Here is a 16,598-nt window from a genome sequence, read left to right as displayed (position 1 = left end):
TAATATACTTTAATTATAACACTGTACGGATTAGTACGCCATTATTTATATGCGAAATTTGACAAAAAAATATAAGCCTACGTTGGCTTACAGTCACTTTTTATTTGAATTAGGTGTAAAACTCCCGTTTTATTAAGAAAGTGCTTGTAAAAACGTAAACAACATGGTAATGTTAGAAAAACAAATAAAAAAATTAATAGCGATAAACTTCTTATCCAGAGTGGTGGAGGGACTGGCCCGATGAAACCCGGCAACCATCAAATCAATAGTTGATTTGAACGGTGCTAATTCCTGCAAAAGTTATTTAACTTTTGAAAGATGAGAGAAATGTATTTTATCATACAGACCTCTCTTAAAATTAAGAGAGGTTTTTTAAATGGAAGAAGCTTTATCGCTCGGGAGGAGCGAGTTAAAAATGGAAAAGGCAGTCTTTGCAGCAAATGGATTTTTTAGCCAAAATGCTTTCGTTTCAGGTGTGAGAGGTATTGAAGACCTTCAACTAAGTTATCTGAAGGAAAAAGCACTAGACGTTGTGGAAATATGGTTTAATCCTTGGAAAGTTTCTTATGGGGAATTGGTGGAGTTATTTTTTGATTTACATGACCCAACAAGTAAATCTGAAGAACATCGGCAAATCGGGACAAATCAGTCTATCATTTTCTTTTCCAATGTAAATCAATTAAAGATTGCTAAGCAAAAGAAAATAGAGTTAAATGAAAGATTTAACGGGGAAATTACTACAAAAATCACGCCTGTAGGAGACTGCTATGCTGTATTAAAATCCTAATGTCATCTTGAATAGTTCACTCTCCTTTGAGCTATCTTAACAAACAAGGAGATGATCAAAATGTCACGCAATAGTGAAAGTCAACGTGTTAGAGTAACGCCTCATTTTGATGGAGAAAAAGAAAGCATTATTAATGATCCAACAGCATCGGCTGGTGCAACAATAGGCATCCAGGTTAATGCTAGAATGGAGTTGGAGCAGGAGGGCAACCCTTTTAATTACACTCCCAGCCAAGACTCTGGGATGAAGGGATTTGAAAAATTAATGAGAGGTAAAAAAGTTGAGGAATAGATTTGTCTATGTGGACAAAAGTTATCCACAGATAACAGTGAAGGTGGATAACTTCAACAAATTCCGACATAGTAGGTTTTTCAACTGTTTATAAAAAATGTGGGTAACTAGGAGTTTTTCTGTGGACAATGTTAATAACTTTATAAAATACTGATAAAAAGTGGTGGTTTCTGTGCATAACACTGTGGATAGTGTGAATACATTTGAAATATAGCGATAACTGTTGAAATTAATTTGACTAAAATTCCGCAAAAATAGACAAAAAACGCTCGGAGTAAATCATTCTCCGAGCGTTTTTGTAGCTAATACTGAAGCGACTCCCATTCTTCTATGAGAGCTTCTAGCTGTTTATTGTATTTTTCGTTTTCGCTGTTTAACTCTGCAGCCTTCTCGTAATCTTGGTAAACATCAGGGTCACAGAGCAGTTCTTCGTTTTCGGCTATTTTCGTTTCGATTTCCTCGATTTGCTGTTCAATCTCTTCAATCCGGCGTTTAAGCTGACGCTCTTTCCGTTTTTGCTCTTTGTCTTGTTCATACCTTGCTTTGTCGGAATCAGGTTGCACCGTTTGCACTTGCAACTTAGATTCAGGACGAGCGGCCATTTCCAGCTGTGCTAACTCTTCCATTTCTGCTTTTTTATTCACATAATAATCATAATCACCCAAGTACGACTCAAGTCCTTCTGTGGATAATTCAATCACTCTAGTTGCTAATCTATTAATAAAATAGCGGTCATGGGATACAAACAAAATCGTCCCTGGGTAATCTATTAAAGCATTTTCCAAGACTTCCTTACTATCAAGATCCAAATGGTTTGTCGGCTCGTCCAAAATTAACAAATTCGCTTTTTGCATCATTAGATTGGCCAAAGCTAAGCGAGCTTTTTCCCCGCCGCTTAAGGAGGAGACAATTTTTAAAACATCATCGCCGCTAAATAAAAAGTTGCCAAGCACTGTTCTAATTTCTTTTTCTTGCTTCAACGGATATTCATCCCATAGTTCATTCAGGACTGTCTTATTAGATGTTAAATTAGCCTGCTGTTGGTCGTAGTAGCCAATCATTACATTCGAGCCATAGGTAATTGTACCAGTGGTGGCCTCCAGTTGTTTTGTAATGGCCTTTAGCAAAGTGGATTTCCCGATTCCATTTGGCCCCACTAAGGCCACGCTTTCTTCGCGTTTTAACTGAAAGGATACATCCTTTAAAATAGGTTCTTTTCCTGGATAGGAAACGGATAAGCCATCGACCATCAACACATCGTTGCCGCTTTGCTTTTCAATATCGAAGGAAAATGAAGCGGATTTTTCATCCCCTTGTGGACGCCCCAATACTTTCATTTTTTCAAGCTGTCTTCTGCGGCTTTGCGCACGTTTTGTTGTTGAGGCTCTAGCAATATTTCGCTGTACAAAATCTTTTAATTTTGAAATTTCCTCTTGCTGTTTTTCAAATTGCTTTAGCTCTTGCTCATAAAGGGCAGCACTCTCTTCTAAATATTTACTGTAGTTGCCAGGGGATCGCCGACAGTTCGTCCGTGATAATTCATAGACTTCAGTAACGACTTTATCAAGAAAATAGCGGTCATGGGAGACAATTAATAATGCTCCGGGGTAGCCTTGTAAATATTGTTCAAGCCAGCTAAGAGTTTCAATATCTAAATGGTTTGTTGGTTCATCGAGAATTAACAGCTCTGGTTTTGTCAATAAGAGCTTGGCCATCGCTAACCGTGTTTTTTGCCCACCGCTTAACGTTGCAATCGGTGTTGTATAATCAAAATCTCCAAAATTAAGACCATGTAATACCGTGCGAATATCGGACTCATATTGATAGCCGCCTTCATCTTTGAAAGCCACCTGAAGCTCATCATACTCTTTTAATAATTTTTCGTATCTTTCTGGATTCTCAAGAAAATCGGGGTCGCCCATTTTCGATTCCAATTCACGCAGTTTTTTTTCCTTTATTCGTAAATGTTGAAAAACGGTGAGCATTTCATCCCAAATGGAGAGGCTTGACTCTAAGCCTGTATCTTGGGCAAGATAGCCGATACTCAAGCCTTTAGGCTTAATAAGATCGCCGCCATCGTAAGACATTTGCCCTGAGATAATTTTTAGTAAAGTTGATTTTCCTGCACCGTTTCTACCAACAAGAGCAATTCTATTTTTTGATTGTACTTCCAATTTAATATTCGCTAAAATAAGGTCAGCACCATAATATTTGGTCAGTTGATTGACTTGAAGTAGTATCATCTCCGTTCACCTCTTCAAGACAATAGTTTATCTTAAATTTAGATGTACAGGCAACAAATCACCTTTTGGAAAAAATTAATTATCATCGACAACATTTTATATTAATATATACATATAGGGGGATGAAGAAAAAAATGACTTTCACTCACTTTAATGAACAAGGTCGTGCTAAAATGGTAGATATAATGGAAAAGAACGAAACAGTGCGCACGGCTATTGCTCATTCAAGCATCAAAGTAAATGAAGAAATTTACACAAAAATAAAAGACAATAAAATGAAAAAGGGCGATGTATTAGCTGTTGCTCAAGTAGCAGGTGTGATGGCAGCTAAGAAAACATCCGACTGGATTCCGATGTGTCACCCGTTAATGCTAAAGGGTGTTAATATTTCTTTTTCATGGGAGGAAAAAACGCCAGATTACATTTTACATATTGAAACAACGGTTAAAACAAAAGGAAGCACAGGCGTAGAGATGGAAGCGTTAACAGCCGCAGCTGCTACTGCATTAACTGTTTATGATATGTGTAAAGCAGTTGATAAAGGCATGGTCATCGGTCCAACATATTTAGTTGAAAAGACTGGCGGAAAAAGCGGGGATTTTCGTAGAAAGGATTTAGTAGAATAGACTAATAGAATGGCGGGGTATGGTATGACTTTTGATAAAAATAAAATACCGCAAGCGACCGCGAAACGCTTGCCGTTATATTATCGATTTATTGCAAATTTACATGCTTCAGGGAAACAGCGCGTTTCCTCAAAAGAGCTAAGTGATGCGGTAAAGGTTGATTCTGCAACGATTCGCCGTGATTTTTCTTATTTTGGGGCGCTGGGAAAAAAAGGCTATGGGTACAATGTAAACTATTTGCTATCTTTTTTTAGACAAACATTAAGCCAAGATGAAGTTGTAAATGTCTGTTTAATTGGTGTTGGCAATCTAGGAACAGCGTTTTTACAATATAATTTCATGAAAAATAATAATTCAAAGATTGTCATGGCATTTGATGTTGCTACCTCAAAAGTCGGCGATGTTATTGGCGGGGTTCCTGTCTACCATATGGATGAATTGGAGAGTAAAATCGCAGGGGAATTGGAAGTCGCCATTTTGACGGTGCCTGCACAAGCGGCTCAGCAGATAACCGATCGTCTCGTTGCATCAGGAATAAAAGGAATTTTGAATTTTACCCCAGCAAGAATAAATGTCCCAGCTGATATTAGAATTCATCATATTGATTTATCAGTAGAGCTACAGTCATTAATTTATTTTTTAAAACACTATCCGTTAAGCTAAATAGTTGGTCTAGGCGTTTACGCAATAATATGTTCAATAGTGAACATAAAAAGTGGCTGTCTTTTAAACGACAGCCACTTTCTTAATGGTTAATCAATCACTGGTCCTTAGATTGCTTTTGCTTTTGAATATATTTTTTATATAGAAAAAAGCGAATCGAAGTAGAAAAGTCAAATGCAGCAATCAACATTAATAAAACAGTCGAAAAGTTCCAGATTGTCTCCTGCGCACTTTTAATCGCCAAATATGTAAAAAGCGCCCCCATTGCTGCGTAGATTAGCGCCATTGTGTACGGTGTTGTTTTCATTATAAAAATCCTCCAATAAAGCTTTGCAATTGTTCGTATTGCGTCTGTAGTTTTTCAATATCATCGGCAAAAAAGACACGGATTAGTACAACGAAGCTGTTCATCGAAACATGGGCCACTATTGGTACAAGAATTCTTTTTGTTTTGACATAGAGAAAGGCAAAGACAAGCCCCATTGCTGTATAAATGATAATATGGGTAAAGTCAAAATGCACCGCCGCAAAAATTAATGAGCTAACAATGGCGGCAATCCAAAAATTAAACTTTTTATAAAGGCTGCCAAAAATAATTTGCCTGAAAATGATTTCTTCAAAAATTGGCCCAATCACTGATGTAACAACAATAAAAATGGGTGTCTCCATGGCGATTTTCACCAATATTTCTGTGTTCTCCGATCCCACTTCAATACCAAGAAGCATTTCAATTTGGGCAGCAACGATTTGCGCTAAAAATGCGAGGACTACTCCAATACTCGCCCATCCCATCGCCGCAAGTCTTGACACCCGGCCTACTGTTTGATGGCGTTCTTTCATATCTGGAATTAAGATTAACAGCACAATAAGTAGTCCGACCGAAAAACTAATCACAGTCCAAATTGCCATGGCGTGCTCTCTTGAAACTCCATTTGCTAGAAGTAATTTCACACCGAAGATAATCCCCGAAAACTGGACTAGTATATACGTTAAAATAGTAAGCAAGTATCTGCTATTCAATGTAAATGCCCCTTTGACTATCGATAATAAGCTACTTTTGTATTTTAACATACATATCGAAAATCCTAAAAAAAGATGATTGCTTGTTAAAATTATCGTTAATAATGGACAGGTAGGTTAATTTTTACAAAAACAATATAGTTTTTGCTTGCAAAAATGTAGTTGATTATTTATTATTATAAATGTGTTAGCACTCAAGTCTAACGAGTGCTAATAAAAATCAATTAACTTCATTACAAATTTATTTTAGGAGGGTGTTTCACTTGTTAAAACCATTAGGTGACCGTGTTGTTATTGAGCTTGTAGAAGCAGAAGAAAAAACTGCTAGTGGAATCGTTTTACCAGATACTGCGAAGGAAAAGCCGCAAGAAGGCCGCGTTGTAGCAGTTGGTACTGGCCGTGTATTAGATAGTGGTGAGAAGGTTGCTTTAGAAGTAAAAGAAGGCGATCGCATCATTTTCTCAAAATATGCGGGTACAGAAGTGAAATATGAAGGTAAAGAGTATTTAATTATTCGCGAAAATGATGTTTTAGCAATTGTAGGCTAAGTGGTCTTGAACGCGGAAAAGTAAATGAAGTGTGTTAAGACTCACTTTTATGTCATTTTCGCCAGATAGATCTACTAGTCTCCTTACATAGTAGATCACCCTTGTCAAAGTAATCTAAATAGAATTGATATAAAAATTTGAGGAGGTACAACTTTAATGGCAAAGGAAATTAAATTTAGTGAAGATGCTCGTCGTGCGATGCTACGTGGTGTAGACGCATTAGCAAACGCAGTTAAAGTAACACTTGGACCAAAAGGACGTAATGTTGTATTAGAGAAAAAATTCGGTTCTCCATTAATTACAAATGATGGTGTAACAATCGCAAAAGAAATCGAATTACCAGATGCATTCGAAAACATGGGTGCAAAATTAGTTGCTGAAGTAGCAAGCAAAACAAATGATGTTGCTGGTGACGGTACTACTACTGCAACTGTATTAGCTCAAGCATTAATCCGCGAAGGCTTAAAGAATGTAACAGCTGGCGCTAACCCAATGGGAATCCGTAAAGGTATTGAAAAAGCAACTCAAGCAGCTGTAGAAGAATTAAAAGCTATTTCTAAGCCAATCCAAGGTAAAGAATCTATCGCACAAGTTGCAGCAATTTCAGCTGACAATGATGAAGTAGGTCAATTAATTGCTGAAGCAATGGAGCGCGTAGGTAATGACGGCGTTATCACAATCGAAGAATCAAAAGGCTTCACAACTGAATTAGAGGTAGTAGAAGGTATGCAATTTGACCGTGGCTACTCTTCACCATATATGGTAACAAATTCAGAAAAAATGGAAGCTGTTCTTGAAAACCCATATATTTTAATTACAGATAAGAAAATTGCTAGCATTCAAGAAATCTTACCTGTATTAGAACAAGTAGTGCAACAAGGCAAGCCATTATTAATGATTGCTGAAGATGTTGAAGGTGAAGCACTTGCAACATTAGTAGTTAACAAACTTCGTGGTACGTTTAATGCAGTAGCTGTTAAAGCTCCTGGCTTCGGTGACCGTCGTAAAGCAATGCTAGAAGATATCGCAATCTTAACTGGTGGTCAAGTAATTACTGAAGATATCGGTTTAGATCTTAAATCTGCATCTATCGAACAACTAGGACGCGCTTCTAAAGTTGTTGTTACTAAAGAAAATACAACAATCGTTGAAGGTGCTGGCGATTCTAGCGATATCGCAGGCCGCGTAAACCAAATCCGCAAACAAATGGAAGAAACAACTTCTGAGTTTGATAAGGAAAAATTACAAGAGCGCTTAGCTAAATTAGCAGGCGGTGTAGCTGTAATCAAAGTTGGTGCTGCTACTGAAACTGAATTAAAAGAGAAGAAGCTTCGCATCGAAGACGCATTAAACGCAACTCGTGCGGCAGTGGAAGAAGGTATCGTAGCTGGTGGTGGTACTGCTCTAGTGAACGTTTACAACAAAGTAGCAGCTCTTGAGTTAGAAGGTGACGAAGCAACTGGACAAAGCATCGTATTACGTGCATTAGAAGAGCCAGTTCGTCAAATCGCTGCTAATGCTGGCTTAGAAGGTTCAGTAATCGTAGAACGTCTTAAAAATGAAAAAGTTGGCGTTGGTTTCAACGCTGCAACTGGCGAATGGGTAAACATGGTTGAAGCTGGTATCGTTGACCCAACGAAAGTGACTCGTTCTGCATTACAAAACGCAACATCTGTAGCTGCTATGTTCTTAACAACAGAAGCAGTAGTAGCTGACATTCCAGAGCAAGAGCCTGCAATGCCTGATATGGGCGGAATGGGCGGAATGGGAATGATGTAATCCCTGCCACGTTCGGTGTGGAACATGGGGACGGTTCTCCTGCTCCATTTTTACGAAATGCTTTATAAAAACAATGAAAGACTACTCTACTGAAAAGTGGAGTAGTCTTTTTAGATTGAAGCGGCGCAAATATTTCTTTTATTCATTAAAACAAGTGTAATAATAAGCGGAGAAATTTCTCTTGATTAAGAAATAACACTGAAAATAGCCTAAATAGACGGAAGGATTCCGACTATTGACTCGAAAAACGTGAAAATGAGTAATTCTGCTTTGCTTAACCGGAAAACCTCCACTTATATCCCCAGAACCAAGCTCTATTCTGCAGTCCAACAGAAAAAACTCCGCTTATTTTTAATATCAGAATGAGATTTCGCTTCGCTTAATCCCTTGTACAATGAACATGTTTATATTACAATGAACATATCCATTAACTAGTTTATATTAGTCAATTATGCTTGTAGGACATGAATTAGTTTTAACTGGATTATTAATTTTTCAAAAGGTGAAGTAATGAGAACATTTCAATATGAACAATTAAAGCAATTAATGATGCCGATGGAAACAGTAAATTTAATAGCTAAAATCAATGAATATAAAGGTAAGCAAGAGCTATATAAACAACAAGCGCCGCAAATTTTAGAAACACTAAAGGATGTAGCAGTAATTCAATCCACTAAAGCGTCTAATGCCATCGAAGGGATTATTATTACAGATAGTCGATTAAAAAGTATCATGCAAAATGATATTGATTTGAAAGATCGTTCAGAGGGTGAAATTGCTGGCTATCGAGATGTATTACAACTTGTTCATTCCTCATATGATGCCATTCCTATAAGAGAAAGTGTAATTTTACAATTACATAAAGAATTGTATCGTTATAATCCAATCGAAGGCGGACGATGGAAAAACGTTGATAATATTATCAGTGAAACATTTGTAGATGGCACGAAGCGTATTCGCTTTCAACCTCTTTCTGCATTCGAGACTCCAACTGCGATGCAGAGATTGTGTGAAGAGTTGAGGGAGCGAATGGTGAAATCAGATGTAGAACCTCTTATTTTAATTAGTATTTTTATATTAGATTTCTTATCCGTCCATCCCTTTAATGATGGGAATGGGAGAATGGCGCGATTATTGACCTTATTATTGTTGTATAAATTCGGCTACGAAGTAGGTCGCTATATTAGTTTGGAAAAAATCATTGAAGAGTCGAAAGAAGATTATTATGAATCATTAAGAACATCTTCTATCGGTTGGCATGAAAATAAAAACAATATTTTCCCATGGTTGAATTATTTATTAGGTACATTTATTGCAGCGTATAAAGATTTAGAAAGCCGAGTCGGCATTATTGAAACGCAAATAGGCGGAAAAAGCCAACGAATCCATGACTATATCGAAAAGAAACTGGGCTATTTCACAAAATCAGATATTCGTAACGCTTGTCCAGATGTTAGCGAAGCAACCATTAATCGTGTGTTAAATGAACTAAAAGTACAACAGGTCATTGAACCTATAGGGTTGGGTAGAAATGCGAAGTGGAGGAAATTATAGGGAGTATAGGTACCATGTTCGCTAACGCTGGCTTAGAAGGCTCAGTTATCGTTGAGCATCTTAAAAATTGAAGCAGTTGTTTGCTGACATCCCTGAGAAAGAAGCTCCTGGAATGCCTTACATGGGCGGCATGGGAATGATGTAATCCCCGCATAGCCGGGCATGAAGTTTTATAAAAAAGTAAAGACTTCCCCCTATCTGGTTATAGGGAGTAGTCTGTTTTGTTGTAAATGTGCTTATTGAATAAAACTTGTAAAAAAAGTTAAAGCCGATTCAAAATGAGATTTAACAACGCAGTTAAGGAAAGTACTATATACGTAGCAGATATTGTTAACCGCACTGCATGTTTTTCGATATCTGCATTTGGGTCTTTAGCGACTTTTTTTATTAACGATATTAGATTTATACAAAAAACAATTGCGAAAATCGGATTTATTAGGAAACTGAATTTAATCAAAAATAATAACATAAATTTCCAACTCCCCAAAAAGTTTTACCGTTTATCTATCTTCTTAATCATCCTGAAGAGAACCAAGTCTTTATGATTGAAAATTTTTTAGCTTTTGCTTTTTGCGTAAATATTTTTTACTTCAATCTAGAAAAAACATAGAATCAAATTTTTTTTGGTAGTTGATTGTATCGAATGTTTCGGTCGTTATGTAGTGAGCGCCTCTTCTGTATGATAGTGATTTTTTGAGAATCTTACGATACCTACGAACGAGGCGCCTTCCGTTTTTACCAAAATTAAATTGTCAAGCGGGATAACAGATAGATGGATCTTAATCTCATTAATTCAATGAATAGTACTTGTTTTATTGGCGCAAAAGTTGAACAATTATTATAAAGGTTGCCACTTTTATATTTTGGTTTCTTGCAAGTGCCTTAAAAGCTAAGTTTAATAATTATACATTCTTTTACCACGTTTTACTTTGATAATCAGTAGTTTCATTATATTCCGTGCCAAAATAGAAGTTCATTGGTTTTAATTTACCATTATTTCTTGATAATTCAAAAACAGGGTTACTAATGTTTATTGTTAGTACCTGGTGTCCATATGTTCCATAAAGGGCTTCTGCTGGTTCATTAGATTTAGTAAATTGGAATTTTATGAACATATAATCGGAATTTACCGGATAATCTGGTTTTGCGAGATTTTGAACTTTAGTTACACCACCTAAGAAATAATTAAATCCAGAAGTCCAATTTGTAGTAGTTGCACCCTGAGATGTTGTATAGGTGTAAAAACCAGTTGCAGTACCATTAGTTACTACACCGTTTTGTATAACAATACCAACGACGTCCTTCATTCTCAAAGACGGATAAGTCAGCCATGTAAAAGCTCCAGAAGCTTCAGCTGTTTTCCCGTCGCTTTTTGGTGATAAAACTAAGTGGATTTTCATCCAATCTGCACTTGTTACATTCTGATAAATTTCAAATGCTCTTTGTTTTAAGTATTCGTTCTCTGCATAATTTTCAGTTTTAATTGTTCCGTCTTCATTTTCTGTAAACTTAACATATATTGTTTTAGAAGATATGTCATCCAGTTTTACATCAGTAGTAAAGATTTGCAGTGTTTCTTCATCTAAACTTTCCAAAACTTCCGTTGGCACATCATATATTTCTTGAATCTTTTTAAACCTATCATTTTGTGCGGTATCTGAATCCTTTGAAACACTTGAACTTGCAAAAGAATTTAAACCAAACGACAATACCATGACGATAGTTAATAATACTATGACACTTCTTTTCATTTAAAAACCCTTCCTATTTTTTGCTATATTGTTTCTACTTCTTCATCTTGCCGGCTAAGATGAAGAAGGGACAACCAAGAATATAATAAGTACCTAATACATAGCTACAGGAATTTGCGCTACAATTACAACAATAAAATCACCAATTTAGAGCTCAAATCTATATTGCGAAAGGTCATCTTCCCTATAATAACTGTTTGCAACGGTTACCTTTAACAAGAAATTGTGAAATTCTCGTAATCAACAATTACTACCTTTCACAAATACCTAAGTTTTCCTCAATACTACATCATTCACCATATTATTCAATAGATTTGGGATAGACTCCCTGAAATTTGGGATAAACCTCTGTATTTGTGTGATGAATTTGACAAACTATTAATCTTTTAGAACCAAGACCTGCATTTATTTCAAAAGTGAGGGGATTTATGCAGACCTTTGATGAGTTTGTTGCAAAAATATTGAAGTATTTTATAGAAGTGCTGGTAGAAGGGAGTAATAAAGGTTTAGTAGAATGTCTCGGTTAAAGCACTATAAAACTATCGAAAAGTATCCGATTATTGGAAATGTCAAGGTTACTCTGTACACGGTATCAATATTTCAAGTCGTGTAAACCAAATCAGTAAGCAAATGGAAGAAACAACTTCTGAGTTTGATAAGGAAAAATTACAAGAGCGCTTAGCTAAACTTACTAGCGGTGTACCTGTAATCAAAGTTGGAGCTGCTACTGAAACTGAATTAAAAGAGAAGAAGCTTCGCATCGAATACGCTCTAAACGCAACTCGTGCGGCAGTGGAAGAAGGTATCGTAGCTGGTGGTGGTACTGCTTTAGTGAACATTGCTGCTAATGCTGGTTTAGAAGGTTCTGTAATCGTAGAACGTCTTAAAAATGAAAAAGTTGGTGTTGGTTTCAACGCTGCAACTGGCGAATGGGTAAACATGGTTGAAGCTGGTATCGTTGACCCAACGAAAGTGACTCGTTCTGCATTACAAAACGCAACATCAGTAGCTGCTATGTTCTTAACAACAGAAGCAGTAGTAGCTGACATTCCAGAGCAAGAGCCTGCAATGCCTGATATGGGCGGCATGGGCATGATGTAATCCTGCCCCGTGAGGCGAAAAATAAATATTGAAGATTAATAAAGGCTACTCCCTATTGGAAAAGGGGGTAGTCTTTTTATTTAATAAGCTTTTTAAAATAATATATCAAAAATAAACTGTATTTCCAGATAGCAGTTTGGTAAGATGTACCTAATACCTTTTATAAAAAAGTTTTAAAAGGCTGTAGGTGATTCTAATTATGATTGGTTGGATGTTCAAAGAAAATGGCTCGGATAAAAGTTCAGTAAAAATCGACCAAATGAATAGCTGTACAGAGGAAATCAGGGCTGTCTTGCAAAATGCGATTAACGGCAATTTGACAAGCAGGGTGGAAGTCGAAGAAGAACATCCGTGCTATGAGATTGCACTATTGGTAAATCAATTACTTGATGGCTATGAAAACCAACTACGAGACATTTCGTTAGACCTTACCAATATCGTTTCTGTTAGTATAGATGAAAATTCGTTCATAAATAAAGTGAAAAAAGAATCGATAGAGTTAAGTGTCAACCTTGATACCATTGTTTCGGCATCAGAGCAATTAGCAGCATCTCTTCAATCTGTCTCAAGCAACAATACACATGCATCTCAGAATATAGAAGAAGTAAAAAATACGGCAGTAGAGGTCAAAGAAGAACTTCATAACTCTGTAGCAGAAATTCGCGAAATCCACAAAGAATTCCAGTTGTTGAAATTACAAGTTGAGTCATTGGACCAGCAAGTTAGTTCTATTAGTCAAATGACACAATTAATTTCTGAAATAGCTGAACAAACGAATTTACTTGCTTTAAATGCATCGATTGAGGCTGCCCGAGCTGGAGAGTATGGACGAGGATTTGCTGTCGTGGCAAAGGAAATCCGAAAGCTTGCTGAATTAACGAAGCAAAGTGTTCACGATATTCGCCAAAATGTCATAGGTGTTCAGGATGAAGCTTTGAAAACGTCCGAGAAAATTAAAGTAACTTCAGATAAAGTGAATAACAGTAGTTCAGCTATTACCCAATGCTATACAAATATGGAACAAATGTTGGACTTGCTTGAAGGAGGCATTCGGGAAATAGCGGAAATTGCCCCTATGATCGAAGAGCAATCAGCAACATTCCAAGAAGTTACAGCCACTATAAGCGATATGAAGGGCACAATAGCAAAAACAACTGAGGACGTTATTACTAGCTCGGAAAATTTATTTCAATTAGGAACAACAACTGAGAAATTGCGAAACGAAATTGGTTCCAACCTAGTCACTTTTAGCGCACACGATATTATTGATTTGGCAAAGACGGATCATATGTTATGGAGATGGCGAATTGAAAGTATGCTCTCAGGAAGAATACAATTAGATGCACAAAAAGTAAAAGATCATCGAATTTGTCGGTTGGGAAAATGGTACTTTGGGGCAGGGAAACAACAGTTTGGCGATAGTTCAATATTTCAATCGTTAGATTCAATTCATGCACAATTTCATAATGAATGCTATAAAGCGATAGATTTATATAACCAAGGAAAACTTGATAAATCTCAAGAAATGTATGTAACTATTGATGGATTAAGCAAACAGGTTCTTGGATTATTAGACAGTCTCAAGCAGTAAAAACTTTGAGTCAAATAAAGATTTTGTTCAAAAAACGACTTCTCTTGCAATATTAGAGAAGTCGTAAATAAAGCCCTTGCATTACCTTTAATTCGGTAATACAAGGGCTTTAACTATATTGTCTACTTCAATCTTTGTTTCTTTATTTGAAAATATCAGCTATTGCTTTTCGGACAGAGTAGGGTACGCGTTCATCTTCTATAAGTGCCTTAAAAGACTCATCAGCCGCACTATACCGCATTTTTATTGGTATTCCTTGTTCGTCAAATTCGGTTGGCACATTACTAATAACGTCCATGATATGAACCATATCAGGATAGGATATTTCATTGTATGATGTAGTTTCGCTGTTTTTAAGTATTGACATGCTTTCTTGAAAAGCTGTATTGAAGTCATTTGTCTGGATGGACTTTATAAAGCCCTCATAAAAAGTATTGACATGCCTTAACAAATTTTCTCGAAAATTTTTCATAACATCTTGCACATTTTTATTATATTGTTCATATTCGGCATAAGTCTTTGCGGCTTCTTCCTCAAACTTTATTCGCTCTGCTTCTTGTTCTTGAGTAAATGCATGCAGTTTACCATCCACTGTCTTGAATGAGTAAATTGGTGTTAGACATGTATTATCTAAAGCACCCTTAAAAGCTAAGTTTAATTTTTCCATTTGACTATAATATTCATCTTCATTGTCCTTGAACATTTCGGCGAGCTCATCACGCATTTCTGCATATCTTTTACTTACAGCCGTAACACGTTCTTCATGTGTAGGAATTGGTCCTGCCGAAGGAGTAGAAACATTTGAAAATTCCCTAAAGAAGCTTCCAGTAATTTTTGCTGCTTCAGTAATATCCAGCCCCATATTTTTTAATGATACTGCACGATCAACGAATTTATCTCTTTGGGCTTCATCAACAAAATCCTTATTAAGTGAATGGTTGTCAAACATACGGTTTACATTCGCTAAAAAATTATTTTGTACATTTAAACTCATAAAATACCTCCCTGTTTTTTGGAAACATATACCATATATCGGATTGATTTAATAAAATCTTTATATTTTGTCTTTACAAAATATAAAATGTCTGTTAGCTTTGGCAAGTGTTCTAATAGGAATAGGTAAGGTTTTGAAGTAATCTCCACCCTCCACTTGGGGTTACCCTAATAAAGGGACTCTATTCATTATATTCACAAACATACTCTGCTTTTCTAATGCCCTTATAAGCTACCTTTTCGGAGTCATTTGATAGGCTACATGTAGAATGTTTCCGTTCAAAGTATCGGTTAGGATTGATAGGTGTACGGCTCGGAGGTCATCTTCTAGAATTTTATCAAGGGTTTTTACGCGCTTGTCAACATCATCAAATCTTCTTTGTTGCTTTCGTCTAGTTCTTTATCGAAGCTTTTTTGTAATCTCATCAGATATTTTATATTTTTATCATCAATTATAGAAATCATTTCCTCCGATGCGTAGCCATGATCAAATATAATCAAATTTCCCTCCCTTTACTATCTCAAAAACTTTATATGTTTTAAAAGCCGATTTCTGGTGCTAGATTCTTGAACTATGTTGGAAAGGACTTGGATAAGCCTTGGAAAGAATTTTCGGTATAATGAAAGCCGATGACTTTAATTTGGGGCTAACGAATTTGCTTATCGACCTTTATTCACCAAATTATGAACGGTATTTTAAGGAACTATCGTTTGACGAAAATAAAATTGGACGGTTAAATATCGATGAATTAGAAAAGCTGACAAAGATTGCAGCCGTTATTGAATATGTGGGGAACAGACAGCCAAATGCCAAATTATATGATTGGATTTATGCGGAACAATTAAAATTAGAAGAACCCTATATACCTGGAGTAGAAAAAGAGTCTTTTGCTAGAATTAGAAGAATTATCTCCGCACCAAAGGAATTTGCATTACGGAATGTATTTTACAATGGCTAATTTTTAAAAATAAGGCTTAAATCAATTTGAAAATCATCAAATAAATGAACTTTAATGGTCTCATCCTTAAAATAGACCCCGCTTCTCGTAAATGCTCCGTTTTCCAAAAGGTATACCTCAATTGTCTGATTATATGGGTCAACAATCCAATATTCCTTAACTCCTGCCTTTTCATAGCTGTTAAATTTGATTAAGCGGTCATTTTTAGCTGTTGATGGTGAAAGGACCTCAACTACTAAATCAGGGGCACCGATTATATTTTTATCAGTAATTTTATTTTCGTCACAAACAACGATTAAGTCAGGCTGGACCCAGTCTTTAATATCAACATTTTTAATTTTTTTATTGGCAAACAAACATCAATTGGAGCAGAAAATGCCCTATAATTTTTATCACGCAGAAAAATCTTGAATTCTGCTGTTAATTCGTCTGCAATATCTTGATGCAATGGTGTTGGAGAAGGAGGCATACTGATAATTGCACCATCAATAACCTCACACAATACACCTTCATCCCATGAAAGATAATCTGCATATGATAAGCTTTTTTGCGGTTCAGGATATGCCATGTAATCACCTCGCAATTTTCTTATCCTTATTATAACATTCGAGCAGGCAGGTGTTTAGGAAATGGGATTGCAATAGAATTCTTTATATCAAAATGTGTTAAAATTGGAATGCTGAGAGGCTTAA

General features: G+C 36.2%; 16 protein-coding genes, 2 pseudogenes and 1 riboswitch. Of the genes and pseudogenes, 10 read left to right on the top strand and 8 right to left on the bottom strand.

Annotated features, from left to right (window positions below):
• Positions 1 to 208 precede the first annotated feature (208 nt).
• Positions 209 to 325: riboswitch (SAM riboswitch) on the top strand.
• 51 nt (positions 326 to 376) lie between these two features.
• A complete protein-coding gene (locus GX497_17985) occupies positions 377 to 787 on the top strand; it encodes a peptide-methionine (S)-S-oxide reductase (protein HHY75068.1) in 411 nt (136 codons plus the stop codon).
• Positions 788 to 847: 60 nt separating this feature from the next.
• Complete coding sequence (locus GX497_17980) at positions 848 to 1,078, top strand: hypothetical protein (GenBank protein HHY75067.1); 231 nt, start codon at positions 848 to 850, stop codon at positions 1,076 to 1,078.
• Positions 1,079 to 1,380: 302 nt separating this feature from the next.
• Here GX497_17980 and GX497_17975 read toward each other — a convergent pair whose 3' ends face one another.
• Complete coding sequence (locus tag GX497_17975) at positions 1,381 to 3,321, bottom strand: ABC-F family ATP-binding cassette domain-containing protein (protein HHY75066.1); 1,941 nt, start codon at positions 3,319 to 3,321, stop codon at positions 1,381 to 1,383.
• A 134-nt stretch (positions 3,322 to 3,455) separates the two neighbouring features.
• Here GX497_17975 and moaC point away from each other — a divergent pair, with 134 nt between their 5' ends.
• Together moaC and GX497_17965 are read left to right on the top strand one after the other, a co-directional pair.
• Positions 3,456 to 3,947, top strand: coding sequence for a cyclic pyranopterin monophosphate synthase MoaC (moaC, locus tag GX497_17970; protein ID HHY75065.1), 492 nt, complete (start codon positions 3,456 to 3,458; stop codon positions 3,945 to 3,947).
• 24 nt (positions 3,948 to 3,971) lie between these two features.
• Entirely contained in the window at positions 3,972 to 4,610 is a 639-nt protein-coding gene (locus GX497_17965) for a redox-sensing transcriptional repressor Rex (GenBank protein ID HHY75064.1), read from the top strand.
• 97 nt (positions 4,611 to 4,707) lie between these two features.
• On the opposite strand, the gene GX497_17960 is transcribed toward GX497_17965, so the two are convergent.
• Both GX497_17960 and GX497_17955 read right to left on the bottom strand, forming a co-directional pair.
• Positions 4,708 to 4,917, bottom strand: coding sequence for a YdiK family protein (locus GX497_17960; GenBank protein ID HHY75063.1), 210 nt, complete (start codon positions 4,915 to 4,917; stop codon positions 4,708 to 4,710).
• Complete coding sequence (locus GX497_17955) at positions 4,917 to 5,681, bottom strand: CPBP family intramembrane metalloprotease (protein ID HHY75062.1); 765 nt, start codon at positions 5,679 to 5,681, stop codon at positions 4,917 to 4,919. Before GX497_17955 ends, GX497_17960 begins: the two co-directional genes overlap by 1 nt.
• A gap of 212 nt (positions 5,682 to 5,893) precedes the next feature.
• On the opposite strand from GX497_17955, the gene GX497_17950 reads away from it, so the two are divergent.
• From GX497_17950 to GX497_17940, 3 genes are all read left to right on the top strand, one after another.
• Positions 5,894 to 6,178: a co-chaperone GroES gene (locus tag GX497_17950; protein HHY75061.1), complete on the top strand. Its 285-nt coding sequence runs from the start codon at positions 5,894 to 5,896 to the stop codon at positions 6,176 to 6,178.
• Between the two features lie 156 nt (positions 6,179 to 6,334).
• Complete coding sequence (gene groL / locus GX497_17945; protein ID HHY75060.1) at positions 6,335 to 7,957, top strand: chaperonin GroEL; 1,623 nt, start codon at positions 6,335 to 6,337, stop codon at positions 7,955 to 7,957.
• A 510-nt stretch (positions 7,958 to 8,467) separates the two neighbouring features.
• Positions 8,468 to 9,511, top strand: coding sequence for a Fic family protein (locus GX497_17940; GenBank protein HHY75059.1), 1,044 nt, complete (start codon positions 8,468 to 8,470; stop codon positions 9,509 to 9,511).
• A 262-nt stretch (positions 9,512 to 9,773) separates the two neighbouring features.
• On the opposite strand, the gene GX497_17935 is transcribed toward GX497_17940, so the two are convergent.
• Entirely contained in the window at positions 9,774 to 9,980 is a 207-nt protein-coding gene (locus GX497_17935) for a hypothetical protein (protein HHY75058.1), read from the bottom strand.
• Positions 9,981 to 10,425: 445 nt separating this feature from the next.
• Positions 10,426 to 11,262 (bottom strand): hypothetical protein, encoded by an 837-nt coding sequence (locus GX497_17930; protein ID HHY75057.1) that lies wholly within the window; start codon positions 11,260 to 11,262, stop codon positions 10,426 to 10,428.
• A gap of 597 nt (positions 11,263 to 11,859) precedes the next feature.
• On the opposite strand from GX497_17930, the pseudogene groEL reads away from it, so the two are divergent.
• Together groEL and GX497_17920 are read left to right on the top strand one after the other, a co-directional pair.
• Positions 11,860 to 12,363: pseudogene (groEL, locus tag GX497_17925) on the top strand (chaperonin GroEL).
• A 199-nt stretch (positions 12,364 to 12,562) separates the two neighbouring features.
• A complete protein-coding gene (locus GX497_17920; GenBank protein ID HHY75056.1) occupies positions 12,563 to 13,954 on the top strand; it encodes a hypothetical protein in 1,392 nt (463 codons plus the stop codon).
• Between the two features lie 142 nt (positions 13,955 to 14,096).
• Here GX497_17920 and GX497_17915 read toward each other — a convergent pair whose 3' ends face one another.
• Both GX497_17915 and GX497_17910 read right to left on the bottom strand, forming a co-directional pair.
• Positions 14,097 to 14,948 (bottom strand): hypothetical protein, encoded by an 852-nt coding sequence (locus GX497_17915; protein ID HHY75055.1) that lies wholly within the window; start codon positions 14,946 to 14,948, stop codon positions 14,097 to 14,099.
• A gap of 347 nt (positions 14,949 to 15,295) precedes the next feature.
• Positions 15,296 to 15,448, bottom strand: coding sequence for a hypothetical protein (locus tag GX497_17910; protein HHY75054.1), 153 nt, complete (start codon positions 15,446 to 15,448; stop codon positions 15,296 to 15,298).
• A gap of 119 nt (positions 15,449 to 15,567) precedes the next feature.
• On the opposite strand from GX497_17910, the gene GX497_17905 reads away from it, so the two are divergent.
• On the top strand, positions 15,568 to 15,906 hold the full coding sequence (locus GX497_17905) for a hypothetical protein (protein HHY75053.1): 339 nt from the start codon (positions 15,568 to 15,570) through the stop codon (positions 15,904 to 15,906).
• Here the strand turns inward: GX497_17905 and GX497_17900 are convergent.
• A pseudogene (locus GX497_17900) lies at positions 15,903 to 16,474 on the bottom strand (Uma2 family endonuclease). The gene GX497_17905 and the pseudogene GX497_17900 overlap by 4 nt on opposite strands.
• Positions 16,475 to 16,598: the final 124 nt, after the last annotated feature.

It is taken from the genome of Bacillus sp. (in: firmicutes) (assembly GCA_012842745.1).
Lineage (GTDB): Bacteria > Bacillota > Bacilli > Bacillales > Bacillaceae_J > Schinkia.
This window is presented reverse-complemented; position numbering and strand designations above follow the sequence as displayed.

What these genes read in the sequence shown, in the direction of transcription:
- GX497_17985 (HHY75068.1), top strand. Translation starts at nt 377, where the DNA reads ATGGAAGAAGCTTTATCGCTCGGGAGGAGCGAGTTAAAAATGGAAAAG.
- GX497_17980 (HHY75067.1), top strand. Translation starts at nt 848, where the DNA reads ATGTCACGCAATAGTGAAAGTCAACGTGTTAGAGTAACGCCTCATTTT.
- GX497_17975 (HHY75066.1), bottom strand. Translation starts at nt 3,321, where the DNA reads ATGATACTACTTCAAGTCAATCAACTGACCAAATATTATGGTGCTGAC.
- moaC (HHY75065.1), top strand. Translation starts at nt 3,456, where the DNA reads ATGACTTTCACTCACTTTAATGAACAAGGTCGTGCTAAAATGGTAGAT.
- GX497_17965 (HHY75064.1), top strand. Translation starts at nt 3,972, where the DNA reads ATGACTTTTGATAAAAATAAAATACCGCAAGCGACCGCGAAACGCTTG.
- GX497_17960 (HHY75063.1), bottom strand. Translation starts at nt 4,917, where the DNA reads ATGAAAACAACACCGTACACAATGGCGCTAATCTACGCAGCAATGGGG.
- GX497_17955 (HHY75062.1), bottom strand. Translation starts at nt 5,681, where the DNA reads ATGTTAAAATACAAAAGTAGCTTATTATCGATAGTCAAAGGGGCATTT.
- groL (HHY75060.1), top strand. Translation starts at nt 6,335, where the DNA reads ATGGCAAAGGAAATTAAATTTAGTGAAGATGCTCGTCGTGCGATGCTA.
- GX497_17940 (HHY75059.1), top strand. Translation starts at nt 8,468, where the DNA reads ATGAGAACATTTCAATATGAACAATTAAAGCAATTAATGATGCCGATG.
- GX497_17935 (HHY75058.1), bottom strand. Translation starts at nt 9,980, where the DNA reads ATGTTATTATTTTTGATTAAATTCAGTTTCCTAATAAATCCGATTTTC.
- GX497_17930 (HHY75057.1), bottom strand. Translation starts at nt 11,262, where the DNA reads ATGAAAAGAAGTGTCATAGTATTATTAACTATCGTCATGGTATTGTCG.
- GX497_17920 (HHY75056.1), top strand. Translation starts at nt 12,563, where the DNA reads ATGATTGGTTGGATGTTCAAAGAAAATGGCTCGGATAAAAGTTCAGTA.
- GX497_17915 (HHY75055.1), bottom strand. Translation starts at nt 14,948, where the DNA reads ATGAGTTTAAATGTACAAAATAATTTTTTAGCGAATGTAAACCGTATG.
- GX497_17905 (HHY75053.1), top strand. Translation starts at nt 15,568, where the DNA reads ATGAAAGCCGATGACTTTAATTTGGGGCTAACGAATTTGCTTATCGAC.